At 63.7% G+C, this 15,546-nt stretch carries 15 protein-coding genes; 10 read left to right on the top strand and 5 right to left on the bottom strand.

Features of this window, described 5'->3' with window-relative positions:
- Positions 1 to 75 precede the first annotated feature (75 nt).
- Both pyrC and rnt read left to right on the top strand, forming a co-directional pair.
- Complete coding sequence (gene pyrC / locus V9K84_RS01170) at positions 76 to 1,122, top strand: dihydroorotase (RefSeq protein WP_043861973.1); 1,047 nt, start codon at positions 76 to 78, stop codon at positions 1,120 to 1,122.
- 53 nt (positions 1,123 to 1,175) lie between these two features.
- Complete coding sequence (rnt, locus tag V9K84_RS01165) at positions 1,176 to 1,787, top strand: ribonuclease T (protein ID WP_173925077.1); 612 nt, start codon at positions 1,176 to 1,178, stop codon at positions 1,785 to 1,787.
- Positions 1,788 to 1,896: 109 nt separating this feature from the next.
- On the opposite strand, the gene V9K84_RS01160 is transcribed toward rnt, so the two are convergent.
- The gene (locus V9K84_RS01160; RefSeq protein ID WP_043861975.1) at positions 1,897 to 2,499 is read right to left on the bottom strand and encodes a peroxiredoxin C; all 603 of its coding nucleotides are present in this window, start codon (positions 2,497 to 2,499) and stop codon (positions 1,897 to 1,899) included.
- Positions 2,500 to 2,735: 236 nt separating this feature from the next.
- Between V9K84_RS01160 and V9K84_RS01155 the strand changes: the two genes are divergently transcribed.
- Together V9K84_RS01155 and bfr are read left to right on the top strand one after the other, a co-directional pair.
- Positions 2,736 to 2,954 (top strand): bacterioferritin-associated ferredoxin, encoded by a 219-nt coding sequence (locus V9K84_RS01155; RefSeq protein WP_043861976.1) that lies wholly within the window; start codon positions 2,736 to 2,738, stop codon positions 2,952 to 2,954.
- A gap of 201 nt (positions 2,955 to 3,155) precedes the next feature.
- Complete coding sequence (gene bfr / locus V9K84_RS01150; RefSeq protein ID WP_043861977.1) at positions 3,156 to 3,626, top strand: bacterioferritin; 471 nt, start codon at positions 3,156 to 3,158, stop codon at positions 3,624 to 3,626.
- Positions 3,627 to 3,766: 140 nt separating this feature from the next.
- On the opposite strand, the gene grxD is transcribed toward bfr, so the two are convergent.
- Entirely contained in the window at positions 3,767 to 4,102 is a 336-nt protein-coding gene (grxD, locus tag V9K84_RS01145) for a Grx4 family monothiol glutaredoxin (RefSeq protein WP_038999109.1), read from the bottom strand.
- A gap of 92 nt (positions 4,103 to 4,194) precedes the next feature.
- Positions 4,195 to 6,303, bottom strand: a complete 2,109-nt coding sequence (locus V9K84_RS01140; protein ID WP_088515474.1) for a molybdopterin oxidoreductase family protein — start codon at positions 6,301 to 6,303, stop codon at positions 4,195 to 4,197.
- A gap of 390 nt (positions 6,304 to 6,693) precedes the next feature.
- Here V9K84_RS01140 and argF point away from each other — a divergent pair, with 390 nt between their 5' ends.
- A complete protein-coding gene (gene argF / locus V9K84_RS01135) occupies positions 6,694 to 7,614 on the top strand; it encodes an ornithine carbamoyltransferase (RefSeq protein ID WP_043861979.1) in 921 nt (306 codons plus the stop codon).
- Entirely contained in the window at positions 7,611 to 8,720 is a 1,110-nt protein-coding gene (locus V9K84_RS01130; protein ID WP_043861980.1) for an ABC transporter ATP-binding protein, read from the top strand. The genes argF and V9K84_RS01130 overlap by 4 nt, the downstream gene beginning before the upstream one ends.
- An 82-nt stretch (positions 8,721 to 8,802) precedes the next feature.
- Here the strand turns inward: V9K84_RS01130 and V9K84_RS01125 are convergent, their stop codons facing one another.
- Positions 8,803 to 9,582 (bottom strand): PhzF family phenazine biosynthesis protein, encoded by a 780-nt coding sequence (locus V9K84_RS01125; RefSeq protein WP_058540964.1) that lies wholly within the window; start codon positions 9,580 to 9,582, stop codon positions 8,803 to 8,805.
- Between the two features lie 92 nt (positions 9,583 to 9,674).
- Positions 9,675 to 10,145, bottom strand: coding sequence for a Cys-tRNA(Pro) deacylase (gene ybaK, locus V9K84_RS01120; protein WP_043861982.1), 471 nt, complete (start codon positions 10,143 to 10,145; stop codon positions 9,675 to 9,677).
- A gap of 302 nt (positions 10,146 to 10,447) precedes the next feature.
- Here ybaK and V9K84_RS01115 point away from each other — a divergent pair, with 302 nt between their 5' ends.
- From V9K84_RS01115 to glpD, 4 genes are all read left to right on the top strand, one after another.
- On the top strand, positions 10,448 to 11,299 hold the full coding sequence (locus V9K84_RS01115) for an MIP/aquaporin family protein (RefSeq protein ID WP_043861983.1): 852 nt from the start codon (positions 10,448 to 10,450) through the stop codon (positions 11,297 to 11,299).
- Positions 11,300 to 11,365: 66 nt separating this feature from the next.
- Positions 11,366 to 12,865, top strand: a complete 1,500-nt coding sequence (glpK, locus tag V9K84_RS01110) for a glycerol kinase GlpK (RefSeq protein WP_043861984.1) — start codon at positions 11,366 to 11,368, stop codon at positions 12,863 to 12,865.
- Positions 12,866 to 13,027: 162 nt separating this feature from the next.
- On the top strand, positions 13,028 to 13,783 hold the full coding sequence (locus tag V9K84_RS01105) for a DeoR/GlpR family transcriptional regulator (RefSeq protein WP_043861985.1): 756 nt from the start codon (positions 13,028 to 13,030) through the stop codon (positions 13,781 to 13,783).
- A 172-nt stretch (positions 13,784 to 13,955) separates the two neighbouring features.
- The gene (gene glpD, locus V9K84_RS01100) at positions 13,956 to 15,494 is read left to right on the top strand and encodes a glycerol-3-phosphate dehydrogenase (RefSeq protein WP_043861986.1); all 1,539 of its coding nucleotides are present in this window, start codon (positions 13,956 to 13,958) and stop codon (positions 15,492 to 15,494) included.
- Positions 15,495 to 15,546 lie beyond the last annotated feature (52 nt).

Genomic DNA, 15,546 nt, shown 5'->3' with positions numbered 1-15,546 from the left:
AAACTTGATAGCGAGTGCTCGGATCGGGCTTTTCCGGTAGCATTCACCGGGAGTTCGAACCGCCTGGAATCCCCAATGTCCGACCGCCTGACCCTCCTGCGTCCCGACGACTGGCACATCCATCTTCGCGATGGCGCTGTATTGCCCCATACCGTCGGCGACGTGGCGCGCACCTTTGCCCGCGCCATCATCATGCCCAACCTGGTACCGCCGGTACGCAACACTGCCGAAGCCGACGCCTATCGCCAGCGCATCCTGGCCGCCCGCCCTGCCGGCAGCCGCTTCGAACCGCTGATGGTGCTGTACCTCACCGACCGCACCCAGCCCGAGGACATTCGCGCGGCCAAGGCCAGCGGATTCGTGCATGCCGCCAAGATGTACCCGGCCGGCGCGACCACCAACTCGGACTCCGGCGTGACCAGCGTCGACAAGATTTTCCCGGTGCTCGAAGCCATGGCCGAAGTGGGCATGCCGCTTCTGGTGCACGGCGAAGTGACCCGCCCCGAGATCGACGTGTTCGATCGCGAGAAGCTGTTCATCGACGAGCATCTGCGCCGTGTGGTCGAGCGCTTCCCCACGCTCAAAGTGGTGTTCGAGCACATCACCACTGCCGAAGCCGTGCAGTTCGTCAACGAGGCCCCGGCCAACGTCGGCGCAACCATCACCGCCCAGCACCTGCTGTACAACCGCAACCACATGCTGGTGGGCGGTATTCGCCCGCACTTCTACTGCCTGCCGATCCTCAAGCGCAACACCCACCAGGTGGCTCTGCTCGACGCAGCCACCAGCGGCAGCAGCAAGTTCTTCCTCGGCACCGATTCGGCGCCCCACGCCCAGCATGCCAAGGAAGCCGCCTGCGGCTGTGCCGGCTGCTACACCGCGTTCGCCGCCATCGAGCTGTACGCCGAGGCGTTCGAACAGCGCAACGCGCTGGACAAGCTGGAAGGTTTCGCCAGCCTTCATGGCCCGGCGTTCTACGGCCTGCCGGCGAACACCGACCACATTACCCTGGTCCGCGAAAGCTGGACCGCCCCAGGCAGCCTGCCGTTCGGCGAGCAGACTGTCATCCCGCTGCGCGCCGGTGAGCAACTGCGCTGGCGCCTGCTGGAGGAGACTGTGTGAGCGACGATTACGAAGACGACCAGGAAGGTCAAGGCGGCGGTTCGCGCCATCCGATGGCAGAGCGCTTTCGCGGCTACCTGCCGGTGGTGGTGGATGTTGAAACCGGTGGTTTCAACTGCGCCACCGATGCACTGCTGGAAATAGCCGCAGTCACCATCGGCATGGACGAAAAGGGCTTTCTGTTCCCGGAGCACACCTATTTCTTCCGCGTCGAACCCTTCGAGGGCGCCAATATCGAACAGGCGGCCCTGGACTTCACCGGCATCAAGCTCGATCACCCGCTGCGCATGGCGGTCAGCGAAGAGTCGGCGCTGACCGACATCTTCCGCGGCGTGCGCAAGGCCCTCAAGGCCAATGGCTGCAAGCGCGCGATCCTGGTGGGGCACAACAGCAGTTTCGACCTGGGCTTCCTCAACGCGGCCGTGGCGCGCCACGACATGAAGCGCAACCCCTTCCACCCGTTCTCCAGCTTCGACACCGCCACCCTGGCTGGCCTGGCCTATGGTCAGACCGTGCTGGCGCGGGCCTGCCAGAGTGCCGACATCGACTTTGACGGGCGGGAGGCACACTCGGCGCGCTACGACACCGAGAAAACGGCCGAGCTGTTCTGCGGCATCGTCAATCGCTGGAAGGAAATGGGCGGCTGGCAGGACTTTCGCGACTGACCGCTTCGCCGGCCGGCGCCTGCAGACGCTACGCGACGCAGGAGCCAGCCTTGCTGGCGAACAGGCATAAAAAACCGGCCACCAGGGCCGGTTTTTTCATGCGTGGCGCTTACAGCTTGCCAGCATTCTCGCTCAGGTAGGCAGCAACGCCTTCTGGCGAAGCGGTCATGCCCTTGTCGCCTTTTTTCCAGTTGGCAGGGCAGACTTCGCCGTGCTCTTCGTGGAATTGCAGCGCGTCGACCAGACGGATCAGCTCTTCCATGTTGCGGCCCAGCGGCAGGTCGTTGACGATCTGCGAACGGACAACACCCTTGTCGTCGATCAGGAACGCGCCACGGAAGGCCACGCCGCCTTCGGACTCGACGTCGTAGGCCTGGGCGATTTCGTGCTTGAGGTCGGCAGCCATGATGTATTTGACCGGGCCGATACCGCCGGCGTTGATCGGGGTGTTGCGCCAGGCGTTGTGGGTGAAGTGCGAGTCGATCGAAACGGCGATCACTTCAACGTTGCGCGCCTTGAAGTCGTCCATGCGGTGATCCAGGGCGATCAGCTCGGACGGGCAGACGAAGGTGAAGTCCAGTGGGTAGAAGAACACCAGGCCGTACTTGCCCTTGATAGCCGAAGCCAGGTTGAAGCTGTCGACGATCTCGCCGTTGCCCAGTACTGCAGGTACGGTGAAGTCCGGGGCGTTTTTGCCTACGAGCACGCTCATTCGATATCTCCTGATGGTATTGAATGGTTTGCGCAGCCGACCCGCAGGTCCGCTGGCATGACACAAGAACTGCCCATCATACACCGACCGACGCCGTGCGCCGAGCGAATGCCAGCCCACTGCCAGACTGACCGCCGGTCGCTCTGGAACGGGCCTCTGCACAAGGTACTTTGACAAGCATTCTCATTAGCATTAAGCTCCCCGACATCAAGCCTTTACCAGCGATGGTCTCCCTTATGTATGTGTGTCTTTGTGTTGGTGTTACCGACGGACAGATCCGCGATGCGATTTACGAAGGATGCTGCAGCTACAAGGAAGTCCGTGCCGCCACCAACGTGGGCACCCAGTGCGGCAAATGTGCCTGCCTGGCCAAGGAAGTGGTACGTGAAACCCTGACCAAACTGCAGGTCAGCCAGGCCGCCCTGCCTTATCCGGTAGAATTTACCGCAGCCTGAAAACAGCGAATTTGAAGAACCGGACCTCGTGTCCGGTTTTTTTATGCCTGCAATTCAAGTAGTTAGGCTTAAAACGCGGAACACAAACATTCTTATTCCGATTAATTTTCATTTATTATTCAATAACTTAGGTTTGACACTGGAAGTTGTCGGGCTCAGACTCGTGCTTATCGACACACTTACGCAGGGCAGGACCCCATCATGAAAGGCGACGTTAGCGTCATCCAGCATCTCAACAAGATCCTCGGAAACGAGCTGGTCGCAATCAACCAATACTTCCTGCATGCGCGCATGTACGAAGACTGGGGTCTGGAAAAGCTCGGCAAGCACGAATACAAAGAATCCATCGACGAGATGAAACACGCTGACAAACTGATCAAGCGCATCCTGTTTCTCGAAGGTATTCCCAACGTCCAGGACCTGGGCAAGCTGCTGATTGGCGAACACACCAAGGAAATGCTCGAGTGCGACCTGCGCCTGGAGCAGAAAGGCCTGATCGACCTGAAGGCGGCGATTGCGCATTGCGAGACCGTGGGCGACTTCGGCAGCCGCGAACTGCTCGAAGACATCCTCGAGGCCGAGGAAGAGCATATTGACTGGCTGGAAACCCAGTTGAGCCTGATCGACAAGGTCAGCCTGGAAAACTACCTGCAGTCGCAGATGGGCGAGTAATCACGCCCAACCGGCTGCAACCAAAGCCCCGCCTGTGCGGGGCTTTTTTTCGCCTGGGGTAACCGGCCTTGCCGGCCACCGGGCCCAGACAGGCACAAAAAAGCCCCGCAGATGCGGGGCTCTTCAGTGCAAAACCGGATTCAGGCCTTGGCAGCCTCGGCCTTGGCAGCGGCGTCCTTGATCAGGGTCTGCAGCTCGCCGTTGGCAAACATCTCGGCCATGATATCGCTGCCGCCGACCAGCTCACCGCCCACCCACAGTTGCGGGAAGGTCGGCCAGTTGGCGTACTTGGGCAGGTTGGCGCGGATTTCCGGGTTCTGCAGGATATCCACGTAAGCGAACTTCTCGCCACAACCCATCACGGCTTGCGCCGCCTTGGCCGAAAAGCCGCACTGCGGGGCATTCGGCGAGCCTTTCATGTAAAGCAGAATGGTGTTGTTGGCAATCTGCTCTTTGATTGTTTCGATAATATCCATGAAGCACCTCGCGGCTGAACTTTCCGACCTGGTTGTCGGCACGGTGACGCATTGTATCGGAAAGCCGAGCGTGACGCTCGGCCTTGCCGATATCAGGCCGCAACCACCTCTACCACCACCCCGTTGAGCGCCGCATTGCCCGATATCGCGTCGCGCTGACGCTCGTCGGTCAGATCGTTGGCACTGGCCCCTGCTTGCGCCTGAGCGATGCCCAGGCGCATGCCTGGCCGCCCATGGCCGAAGCCGTGTGGCAGGCTGACCACGCCGGGCATCATATCGGTGCTGGCGAACACCTCCACCTCGATGCTGCCCACGCGCGAGCTGACACGCACCCGCTGGCCGTCCTGCAACTGCCGGCCGGCCAGGTCGTCGGGATGCATCAGCAGCTGGTGGCGCGGCTTGCCCTTCACCAGGCGATGGTAGTTGTGCATCCAGGAGTTGTTGCTGCGCACATGCCGACGCCCGATCAGCACCAGTTGCGTGGCGTGAGGCAAAGCTTGCGCGGCGAAGCGCTGAAGGTCGGCCAGGATCACCGCGGGCGCGGCCTCGACACACTGGCTGGCAGTTTTCAGCCGCGCACCGAGGTTGGGCTGCAACGGCCCCAGGTCGATACCGTGGGGATAGCGCTCGAGGGTGTGCAGCGACAGGTCGAACACGCTGCCCTGGCCATGGGGCCCGCCGCGCAAGCCCAGGTCGATCATCTGCGCGGGTGTCAGGGTCGGTTTGAGCGGCTTGTCGGCCAGTGCCGCGAAGGCCTTGGCCAGGCCGACGAAGATCTCCCAGTCGTGCAGCGCGCCTTCGGGCTTGGGCAGGATCGCCCGGTTGAAGCGGCTGACGTTGCGCACCGCCAGCAGGTTGAAGGTGGTGTCGTAGTGATCGTTCTCCAGCGCCGAGGTGGACGGCAGGATCAGGTCGGCATGGCGCGTGGTCTCGTTGATGTACAGGTCGATGCTGAGCATGAACTCCAGCCCTTGCAGCGCCTGCTCCAGCTGCCGTCCATTGGGCGTGGAGAGCACCGGGTTGCCGGCCACGGTGACGAGTGCGCGCACCTGCCCTTCGCCCTCGCACAGCATCTCTTCGGCCAGTGCCGCCACCGGCAGCTCGCCTGCGTACTCGGGCAGGCCCGACACACGGCTCTGCCAGGCGTTGAAATGCCCGCCGCTGGTACTGGCCACCAGGTCCACTGCCGGCTGGGTGCACAAGGCGCCGCCGACCCGATCCAGATTGCCACTGACCAGGTTGATCATCTGCACCAGCCAATGGCACAGGGTGCCGAAAGCCTGGGTCGAGATGCCCATGCGCCCATAGCACACGGCCTTGTCGGCGGCGGCGAAGTCGCGGGCCAACTGGCGGATCTGCGTGGCCTCGATACCACAGCGCGGGCCCATGGCTTCGGCTGTGAACGGCGCGATTGCCTCGCGCACCGCGTCCAGCCCGGCCACCGGCAGGTGCGTAGTACGGCTCAGGCCTTCCTCGAACAGGGTGTTGAGCAGCCCGCACAGCAGCGCCGCATCAGCGCCTGGGCGCACGAACAGGTGTTGGTCGGCCATGGCCGCGGTCTCGCTGCGCCGCGGGTCGACCACCACCAGCTTGCCGCCCCGTGCCTGCAGGGCCTTGAGGCGCTTTTCGACATCGGGCACGGTCATGATGCTGCCGTTGGAAGCCAAGGGGTTGCCGCCCAGAATCAGCATGAAGTCGGTATGGTCGATGTCCGCAATCGGCAACAGCAGGCCATGGCCGTACATCAGGTAGCTGGTCAGGTGCTGCGGCAACTGGTCGACCGAGGTCGCGGAAAAGCGGTTGCGCGTCTTGAGCAGGCCCAGGAAATAGTTGCTGTGGGTCATCAGGCCGTAGTTGTGCACGCTGGGGTTGCCCTGGTACACCGCCACCGCGTTCTGACCATGGCGCTGCTGCAGGGCCCAGAGCTTCCGGGCGGCCAGCGCGAACGCCTCGTCCCAGCCGATGGCCTGCCATTGCTCGCCGATGCGGCGCATGGGAGTACGCAGGCGGTCCGGATCGTTCTGGATGTCCTGCAACGCAACGGCCTTGGGACAGATATGGCCACGGCTGAAGGTGTCCAGCGCATCGCCCTTGATCGACGTGATGCGCGGCGCCTGCCCAGGCTCATGGGCCACTTCCAGGGTCAGGCCGCAGATGGCTTCGCACAGATGACAGGCACGGTGATGCACGCTTTTGCTCATGGCCGCCTCTTGTTGTGGGTCTGATTAGCGACCTCGACTATGGCCCTGCCCCGCCCCCCTCGCCAGTGACGTTCGTGGCGTGAATCGCCCGGCATCAGGCAAGGCGATGGTCGCGGCGCGCTGGCACCTGTACCGCGCATGCGTTGCAAAGGCCTCGGCGGGCAGTGTACAAAGCCTGTCCGGCCCAATAAAAAGCGTCACCCAACGGCTTGCAACACATTCGGCAACGTCGAGTTCGCAGCCCCCACTTGGTAAGACGCGACATTTAATTATAGTATTGCGCCTTTCCCTATTTCGTCGCCCCGTGCGGCTTTCGCCGCAGGTCACTTCCGTTGTTTTCGAAAACCGGCTTTTGATGATCTGCGGTCTGTTGCAAAAAGGTAGTCAATGATGAGCGCTAGGCACTTTCTCTCCCTGATGGATTTCACCGCCGAAGAACTGGTCAGTGTGATCCGCCGAGGGATCGAGCTGAAGGACCTGCGTAACCGCGGCGTACTCTTCGAACCCCTGAAAAACCGCGTGCTGGGCATGATTTTCGAAAAGTCGTCCACGCGTACCCGGCTGTCGTTCGAAGCCGGCATGATCCAGCTCGGTGGCCAGGCCATCTTCCTGTCGCCACGCGACACCCAGCTGGGCCGTGGCGAGCCGATCGGTGACTGCGCCATCGTCATGTCGCGCATGCTCGACGCGGTGATGATCCGTACATTTGCCCACAGCACGCTCACCGAGTTCGCCGCCAATTCGCGGGTACCGGTGATCAACGGCCTGTCCGACGACCTGCACCCGTGCCAGCTGCTGGCCGACATGCAGACTTTCCTCGAACACCGCGGCTCGATCCAGGGCAAGACCGTGGCCTGGGTGGGCGATGGCAACAACATGTGCAACAGCTATATAGAAGCGGCCATCCAGTTCGACTTCCAGCTGCGCATCGCCTGCCCTGAGGGCTATGAGCCCAACCCGGCGTTCGTGGCCCAGGCCGGCGAACGCGTGCAGATCGTGCGCGACCCCAAGGACGCCGTGCGCGGTGCACACCTGGTGAGCACCGATGTCTGGACTTCCATGGGCCAGGAGGAGGAAACTGCACGGCGCCTGGCGCTGTTTGCGCCTTACCAGGTCAACCGCGAACTGCTCGACCTGGCGGCTGCGGATGCCCTGTTCATGCACTGCCTGCCCGCCCACCGTGGCGAGGAAATCAGCCTGGACCTGCTCGACGACCCCCGTTCGGTCGCCTGGGACCAGGCCGAAAACCGCTTGCATGCACAGAAGGCGCTTCTCGAATATCTTGTCGAACCGGCCTATCACCACGCATGAGTCAACCTCTACTGCTTAACCTGCGCGACCTCGCCTGCGGCTATGGCGAGCAGCGCATCGTCCAGAACCTCAACCTGCACCTCAACGCCGGCGACATCGGTTGCCTGCTGGGTTCCTCGGGGTGCGGCAAGACCACCACGCTGCGCGCCATCGCCGGTTTCGAGCCGGTGCACGAGGGCGAGATCAGCCTGGCGGGCGAAGTCATCTCCAAGGCCGGCTTCACCCTGGCCCCGGAGAAGCGCCGCATCGGCATGGTGTTTCAGGACTACGCGCTGTTCCCGCACCTGACCGTGGCCGAGAACATCGCGTTCGGCATCGGCAAGCACCCGCGCCAGCGCCAGGTGGTCGATGAAATGCTCGAGCTGGTGAAGCTGGACAAGCTTGGCGGGCGCTACCCGCACGAGCTGTCCGGCGGCCAGCAACAGCGTGTGGCCCTGGCCCGTGCCCTGGCACCCGAGCCGCAACTGCTGCTGCTGGACGAGCCGTTCTCCAACCTCGACGTGGAACTGCGCCGACGCCTCAGTCATGAGGTGCGTGACATCCTCAAGAGTCGCGGCACCAGCGCGATCCTGGTCACCCATGACCAGGAAGAGGCCTTTGCCGTCAGCGACCATGTGGGCGTGTTCAAGGAAGGCCGCCTGGAGCAGTGGGACACCCCGTACAACCTCTACCACGAACCGTTCACGCCGTTCGTGGCCAGCTTTATCGGCCAGGGCTATTTCATCCGTGGCCAGCTGACCAGCCCCGAATCGGTGCAGACCGAACTGGGCGAGCTGCGCGGCAATCGGGCCTACACCCTGCCCCAGGGCAGCGCGGTGGATGTGCTGCTGCGCCCGGACGACATCGTGCATGCGCCCCACAGTGCCTTGAAGGCAAGCATCGTCGGCAAGAGCTTCCTCGGTGCGTCCACCCTGTACCGCCTGCAACTGGGTACCGGCAGCCAGCTCGAAGCGATCTTCCCGAGCCATATCGACCATCAGGTCGGCGGCGAAGTGGGCATTGAAGTGGCGGCGGACCACCTGGTGCTGTTCCCGGTGGCCGGCACGGTGCCGGCACAACTGCCGGTGGCGGAGAACGGCGTGCGACGCTACAGCGCGGCGCTCTGATAACGCTTCGCCAGCAAGGCTGGCTCCTACAGGAAATTGCCTGGCCTACTGTAGGAGCCAGCCTTGCTGGCGAAAAGGGCCGCTAGAGGAACAACGTCCCGCTCGCCACCCGCGTCGCATACCCGCCAATCTTCACCCGCGCCCCTTCCAGCCGGCAGAACAGCTCCCCGCCGCGCGCGGAACACTGCACCGCGTGCAGCTCATCCTTGCCCAGGCGCTGCGCCCAGTAAGGGATCAGCGAGCAGTGCGTGGAGCCGGTCACCGGGTCTTCAGGGATACCGATCCCCGGCGCAAAATAGCGCGACACAAAATCATGCTCGCGCCCTGGCGCCGTGACAATCACGCCCAGCCCCGGCAACGGCACCAGCGCCGCCATGTCAGGGCGACAATCCCGCACCGCCTGTTCGCTTTCGAGCACCACGAACAGTTCATTGGTCTGCCACACCTCGACCACCGGGCACCCCAGCGCCTGCGCCACCGGCGGCAGCTCGGCCAGCGGCTGCGGGTCGTAGCGCGGGAAGTCCAGCACCAGGCGCCCCGCCTCGCGGCTCACGGTCAGCGGCCCCGAACGGCTGTCGAACGCCAGGCACTCGGCATCTTCCCCATACACCTCGAACAGCACATGCGCGCTGGCCAGGGTCGCATGCCCGCACAGCGGCACTTCGGTGGAGGGCGTGAACCAGCGGATGCGCCAGCGCTGCGCCTCGCGCACGACGAATGCGGTTTCGGCCAGGTTGTGCTCGGCCGCAATTTTTTGCATCAGTTCATCGGGCAGCCATTGCTCCAGGCGATACACCATCGCCGGGTTGCCGCTGAAGGGTTGGGAACTGAAGGCATCGACCTGGTGAAATTCAAGCTGCATGGGTTGGCTCCTGCATGGGAAGGCAGCGAGCATGCCTGCCCGGGCGCTCGCGCTTCCATATACAGAATGGCCGGATTTGGAGGATACAGATGCTACTCGCGGCCGATCGCCGCAAAGCTGCCCCGGGTGTGCTCGGCCAGCACCGCCGCCGCCAGTTCCACCTCCAGCCCGCGCCGCCCGGCGCTGACATGAATGGTTTCGAACTGCTGCGCCGAAGCATCGATGAAGGTGCGCAGGCGCTTCTTCTGCCCCAGCGGGCTGATCCCGCCCACCAGGTACCCGGTGGAACGCTGTGCGGCCATCGGGTCGGCCATTTCGCACTTCTTTGCACCCGCCGCATGGGCCAGGGCCTTGAGGTCCAGGCTGCCCACCACCGGCACCACCGCCACCAGCAACTCGCCCTTCTCGGTGCTGGCCAGCAGCGTCTTGAACACCCGCGCTGGCTCCAGGTTGAGCTTCTCGGCGGCTTCCAGGCCGTAGGAAGCCGCCTTGGGGTCGTGTTCATAACTGTGGATGCGGTGTTCGGCGCGGGCTTTCTTGAGCAAATCCAGGGCGGGGGTCATGCAGGGCTCCAGGCAGGGTGATCGGTCTCCAGTCGCTGGCTACTTTAGGGCAAAACGCCGGAGCCAACCATTACCCGCCCGGTTGCCACCGACACCACCTGAGCCACCGGCAGTCAGAATATGAATGGCAGTTCACTTTCGACCTTTGACATCAGCGTTTCTTGTCTATATTTTTTCGATTCTGAATATCGAACTGCCCCAATACCGTGCAGTTCTGCCGTCAACCCGACCAGAATGGGGATTCTGCTCGGGTTTTTGTCGAGCGCACACGCGCCTCACAACAACAAGAACCGAGGTCACGAATGACGACTGCTCTACGACAACCAACGCTGTCTGCCCAATGCATGGCCGAATTCCTCGGCACCGCATTGCTCATCTTTTTCGGTACCGGCTGCGTCGCGGCACTCAAGGTCGCGGGCGCCAGCTTCGGCCTGTGGGAAATCAGCATCATCTGGGGCGTGGGGGTCAGCATGGCGATCTACTTCACCGCCGGGGTGTCGGGTGCACACCTGAACCCGGCCGTGAGCATCGCCCTGAGCCTGTTCAGCGGCTTCGAAAAGCGCAAGCTGCCGTTCTACATCGTCGCCCAGGTGGCCGGTGCCTTCTGCGGCGCGGCGCTGGTGTACACCCTGTACAGCAACCTGTTCTTCGATTACGAACAGACCCACGCCATGGTGCGCGGCAGCACCGCCAGCCTGGAGCTGGCCTCGGTGTTCTCCACCTATCCGCACCCGTTGCTGTCCACCGGCCAGGCATTTCTGGTGGAGGCCGTGATCACGGCCATCCTGATGGCGGTGATCATGGCCCTTGCCGACGACAGCAACGGCCTGCCCCGGGGCGCACTGGCACCACTGCTGATCGGCCTGCTGATCGCGGTGATCGGCAGTGCCATGGGCCCGCTGACCGGCTTTGCGATGAACCCGGCGCGCGACTTCGGCCCCAAGCTCATGACCTTCCTGGCCGGCTGGGGCAACGTGGCCTTTACTGGCGCACGTGACATTCCCTATTTCCTGGTTCCCATCATTGCGCCGATCATAGGTGCAAGCGTGGGTGCCGCCCTGTATCGCGGCGTGATCGCGCGCAACCTGCCCACGGCAGACGGCGCGAACGCCCAGACCGACGACAACGCTCGGGGCAAGACCCAGGCCTCCTGATGCCGAACCGGCGAGCCAGGCTCGCCCTGCCCCGACTTCCACCTTTTCGAGTGCAAGGCCCACACCATGACCGACACCCCGAACAAGCACTACATCATTGCCCTGGACCAGGGCACGACCAGTTCACGCGCGATCATCTTCGACCGTGACGCCAACGTGGTCGGCACCTCGCAGCGCGAGTTCGCCCAGCATTACCCCCAGGCCGGCTGGGTCGAGCACGACCCGATGGAGATCTTCGCCACCCAGAGCGCGACCATGGTCGAAGCACTGGCCCAGGCGGGCCTGAGCCACGACCAGGTGGCGGCCATCGGCATCACCAACCAGCGCGAGACCACCGTGGTGTGGGACCGCGAAACCGGTCGCCCGGTGTACAACGCCATCGTCTGGCAGTGCCGACGCAGCACCGAGATCTGCGAGCAGCTCAAGCGTGACGGCCACGCGGACTACATTCGCGAAACCACCGGCCTGGTCACCGACCCGTACTTCTCGGGCACCAAGCTCAAGTGGATCCTGGACAACGTCGACGGCGTGCGTGAACGCGCCGAACGCGGCGAGCTGCTGTTCGGCACCGTGGATACCTGGCTGATCTGGAAGTTCTCCGGCGGCAAGGTGCATGTCACCGACTACACCAACGCCTCGCGCACCCTGATGTTCAACATCCACACCCTGGAATGGGACGAGAAGATGCTGCAGGTGCTGGGCATCCCGAAGCAGATGCTGCCCCAGGTACGCTCGTCGTCAGAGGTGTACGGCCACACCAAGAGCGGCATCGCCATTGCCGGCATCGCCGGCGACCAGCAGGCTGCGCTGTTCGGCCAGATGTGCGTGGAGCCGGGCCAGGCCAAGAACACCTATGGCACCGGCTGCTTCCTGCTGATGAACACCGGCGACAAGGCCGTGCAGTCGTCCCATGGCCTGCTGACCACCATTGCCTGCGGCCCGCGCGGCGAAGTGGCCTATGCCCTGGAAGGCGCGGTGTTCAACGGCGGTTCAACCGTGCAGTGGCTGCGTGACGAGCTGAAGATCGTCAACGACGCCCACGACACCGAGTACTTCGCCAGCAAGGTCAAGGACAGCAACGGCGTGTACCTGGTGCCGGCATTCACCGGCCTGGGTGCGCCGTACTGGGACCCGTACGCGCGCGGCGCCCTGTTCGGCCTGACCCGCGGGGTCAAGGTCGACCACATCATCCGCGCCGCGCTGGAGTCGATCGCCTATCAGACCCGCGACGTGCTCGACGCCATGCAGCAGGATTGCGGCGAGCGCCTGAGCGCACTGCGGGTGGACGGTGGCGCGGTGGCCAACAACTTCCTGATGCAGTTCCAGGCCGACATTCTCGGCACCTGCGTGGAACGCCCGCAGATGCGCGAAACCACTGCGCTCGGCGCCGCCTACCTGGCCGGCCTGGCATGTGGCTTCTGGAGCGGGCTGGACGAGCTGCGCGGCAAGGCCATCATCGAGCGCGAGTTCACTCCGCAGTTGGAGGAGGCGCAGAAAGAGAAGCTGTACGCCGGCTGGCTGAAGGCAGTGGACCGTACCCGCGACTGGGAACCGCACGAGGAATAAAACCTGCGCAGGCTTCTTCGCCAGCAAGGCTGACTCCTACACTGTAGGCACCAGCCTTGCTGGCGAGGCGCCCACAGGATCGTTTCAGCCAGCCCCGCGCTGGCCCCCGCCCCCATCCTGCGGCATCATGCAGATTTGCCCGGCAGCCCAAAAGGACCGCCCATGAATCTGCCCCCTCGCCAACAACAAATTCTCGAGCTGGTCCGCGAACGCGGCTATGTCAGTATCGAGGAAATGGCGCAGCTGTTCGTTGTAACCCCGCAAACCATCCGCCGTGACATCAACCAGCTGGCCGAAGTGAACCTGCTGCGCCGCTATCACGGTGGCGCGGCCTATGACTCGAGCATCGAGAACACCGCCTACGCCATGCGTGCCGACCAGATGCGCGACGAAAAACAGCGTATCGCCGAAGCCATCGCCGCGCAGATCCCCGATCACGCCTCGCTGTTCATCAACATCGGCACCACCACCGAGTCCATCGCCCGCGCCCTGCTCAACCACAACCACCTGAAGATCATCACCAACAACCTGCATGTGGCCTCCATCCTCAGCGCCAAGGACGATTTCGAAGTACTGCTGGCCGGCGGCAACGTGCGCCGCGATGGCGGTGTGGTCGGCCAGGCCAGCGTCGACTTCATCAACCAGTTCAAGGTCGACTTCGCCCTGGTCGGCATCAGCGGCATCGATGAGGACGGCAGCCTGCTCGACTTCGATTACCAGGAAGTGCGTGTGTCCCAGGCCATCATCGCCAATGCGCGCCAGGTGATCCTCGCCGCCGACTCCAGCAAGTTCGGGCGCAACGCCATGGTGCGCCTGGGCTCGATCAGCCTGATCGACTGCCTGGTGACCGACCAGCCCCCCGTCGCCGCCCTCGCCCAGTTGCTCAACCAGCACAAGATCCGCCTGGACGTGGTGTAGCGCCATCGCGGCCCTCGCAACGGGGGCCGCTCGAATGTTCATAATTTTTCATTTATTTGTCATCCGATCAGTATTTTCTATTGAAAGCGACTGGCGGGCGCCATTTTGTTGCGCTACCATTTTCGCAAACGAACATTAATGTTCATATTCGATAGAAACCAGAGGCCGCCTCGTGTCCCAGTCCAGCTCGCCATCGCCCGCCCTTGCCGAAATCTATGACGTTGCCGTGATCGGTGGCGGCATCAACGGCGTCGGTATCGCCACCGATGCGGCCGGACGCGGCCTGTCGGTACTGCTCTGCGAAAAGGATGACCTGGCCAGCCATACGTCCTCGGCCAGCAGCAAGCTGATCCACGGTGGCCTGCGCTATCTGGAGCACTACGAGTTCCGCCTGGTGCGCGAAGCGCTGGCAGAACGCGAAGTGCTGCTGGCCAAGGCGCCGCATATCGTCAAGCCGATGCGCTTCGTGCTGCCGCACCAGCCGCACCTGCGTCCGGCCTGGATGATCCGCGCCGGCCTGTTCCTGTATGACCATCTGGGCAAGCGCAAGCAGCTGGGCGCCTCGCGCAGCCTGCGCTTCGGCCCGGGCAACCCGCTCAAGCCGGCCATCACCCGCGGTTTCGAATACGCCGACTGCGCAGTGGACGACGCCCGCCTGGTGGTGCTCAACGCCATGGCCGCGCGTGAGCTGGGTGCGCACATCCTCACCCGTACCCGCTGCGTCAGCGCACGGCGCGTGGGCAAGCTGTGGAACGTGCAGCTCGAACGCGCCGACGGCAGCCAGCAGACCATCCAGGCCCGCGCCCTGGTGAACGCGGCCGGCCCGTGGGTGGCCAGGTTCATCAAGGACGACCTCAAGCTGGAGGCGCCCTACGGCATTCGCCTGATTCAGGGCAGCCACCTGATCGTGCCCCGGCTGTACGAGGGCGAGCATGCCTACATCCTGCAGAACGAAGACCAGCGCATCGTGTTCGCCATCCCGTACCTGGAGCGCTTCACCCTGATCGGCACCACCGACCGCGAGTACAGCGGCGACCCGGCCCAGGTGAGCATCACCGAGGCCGAGACCGACTACCTGCTCAAGGTTGTGAACGCGCACTTCAACCACCAGCTGGGCCGCGCCGACATCCTCAGCACCTATTCCGGTGTGCGCCCGTTGTGCAACGACGAGTCGGACAACCCCTCGGCGGTCACCCGCGACTACACCCTGGCCCTGTCGGCGTCTGCCGGCGAGGCGCCGCTGCTGTCGGTGTTCGGCGGCAAGCTGACCACCTACCGCAAGCTGGCCGAGTCGGCCATGGCCGAGCTGGCGCCGTACTTCACCCAGATGACCGGTAGCTGGACCGCCACCTCCAGCCTGCCGGGCGGTGAACAGATGACCACGCCGCAGGCGCTGTGCGACGAGATTCTCGCGCGCTTCGGCTGGCTGCCAGCGGATATCGCCAAGCGCTGGGCGCTGACCTACGGCAGCCGCGTATGGCGCCTGCTCGAGGGCGTCCAGGGCCCGGACGACCTGGGCGATGCGATTGGTGGCGGGTTGTTCACCCGCGAGGTGGATTACCTGTGCAGCGAGGAATGGGCGGTCAGCGCCGACGATATCCTGCTGCGGCGCACCAAGCTGGGGCTTTTCACCAGCCCGGCCGAACAACAGGCTCTGCGGGTTTACCTGCAACGGGTAGAACTGAGCCGCGGGCGTATTCAGGCGGCCTGACACCGCCAAATCGCATCGCGGGTCAAGCCCGCTCCCACAAGGTCACCAAACC

The sequence above is a fragment of the Pseudomonas sp. AE27 genome, from assembly GCF_037113495.1.
Classification (GTDB): domain Bacteria; phylum Pseudomonadota; class Gammaproteobacteria; order Pseudomonadales; family Pseudomonadaceae; genus Aquipseudomonas; species Aquipseudomonas palmensis.
This window is presented reverse-complemented; position numbering and strand designations above follow the sequence as displayed.

Coding starts and splice junctions, on each gene's coding strand:
- pyrC (WP_043861973.1), top strand. CDS start 76: ATGTCCGACCGCCTGACCCTCCTGCGTCCCGACGACTGGCACATCCAT.
- rnt (WP_173925077.1), top strand. CDS start 1,176: ATGGCAGAGCGCTTTCGCGGCTACCTGCCGGTGGTGGTGGATGTTGAA.
- V9K84_RS01160 (WP_043861975.1), bottom strand. CDS start 2,499: ATGAGCGTGCTCGTAGGCAAAAACGCCCCGGACTTCACCGTACCTGCA.
- V9K84_RS01155 (WP_043861976.1), top strand. CDS start 2,736: ATGTATGTGTGTCTTTGTGTTGGTGTTACCGACGGACAGATCCGCGAT.
- bfr (WP_043861977.1), top strand. CDS start 3,156: ATGAAAGGCGACGTTAGCGTCATCCAGCATCTCAACAAGATCCTCGGA.
- grxD (WP_038999109.1), bottom strand. CDS start 4,102: ATGGATATTATCGAAACAATCAAAGAGCAGATTGCCAACAACACCATT.
- V9K84_RS01140 (WP_088515474.1), bottom strand. CDS start 6,303: ATGAGCAAAAGCGTGCATCACCGTGCCTGTCATCTGTGCGAAGCCATC.
- argF (WP_043861979.1), top strand. CDS start 6,694: ATGAGCGCTAGGCACTTTCTCTCCCTGATGGATTTCACCGCCGAAGAA.
- V9K84_RS01130 (WP_043861980.1), top strand. CDS start 7,611: ATGAGTCAACCTCTACTGCTTAACCTGCGCGACCTCGCCTGCGGCTAT.
- V9K84_RS01125 (WP_058540964.1), bottom strand. CDS start 9,582: ATGCAGCTTGAATTTCACCAGGTCGATGCCTTCAGTTCCCAACCCTTC.
- ybaK (WP_043861982.1), bottom strand. CDS start 10,145: ATGACCCCCGCCCTGGATTTGCTCAAGAAAGCCCGCGCCGAACACCGC.
- V9K84_RS01115 (WP_043861983.1), top strand. CDS start 10,448: ATGACGACTGCTCTACGACAACCAACGCTGTCTGCCCAATGCATGGCC.
- glpK (WP_043861984.1), top strand. CDS start 11,366: ATGACCGACACCCCGAACAAGCACTACATCATTGCCCTGGACCAGGGC.
- V9K84_RS01105 (WP_043861985.1), top strand. CDS start 13,028: ATGAATCTGCCCCCTCGCCAACAACAAATTCTCGAGCTGGTCCGCGAA.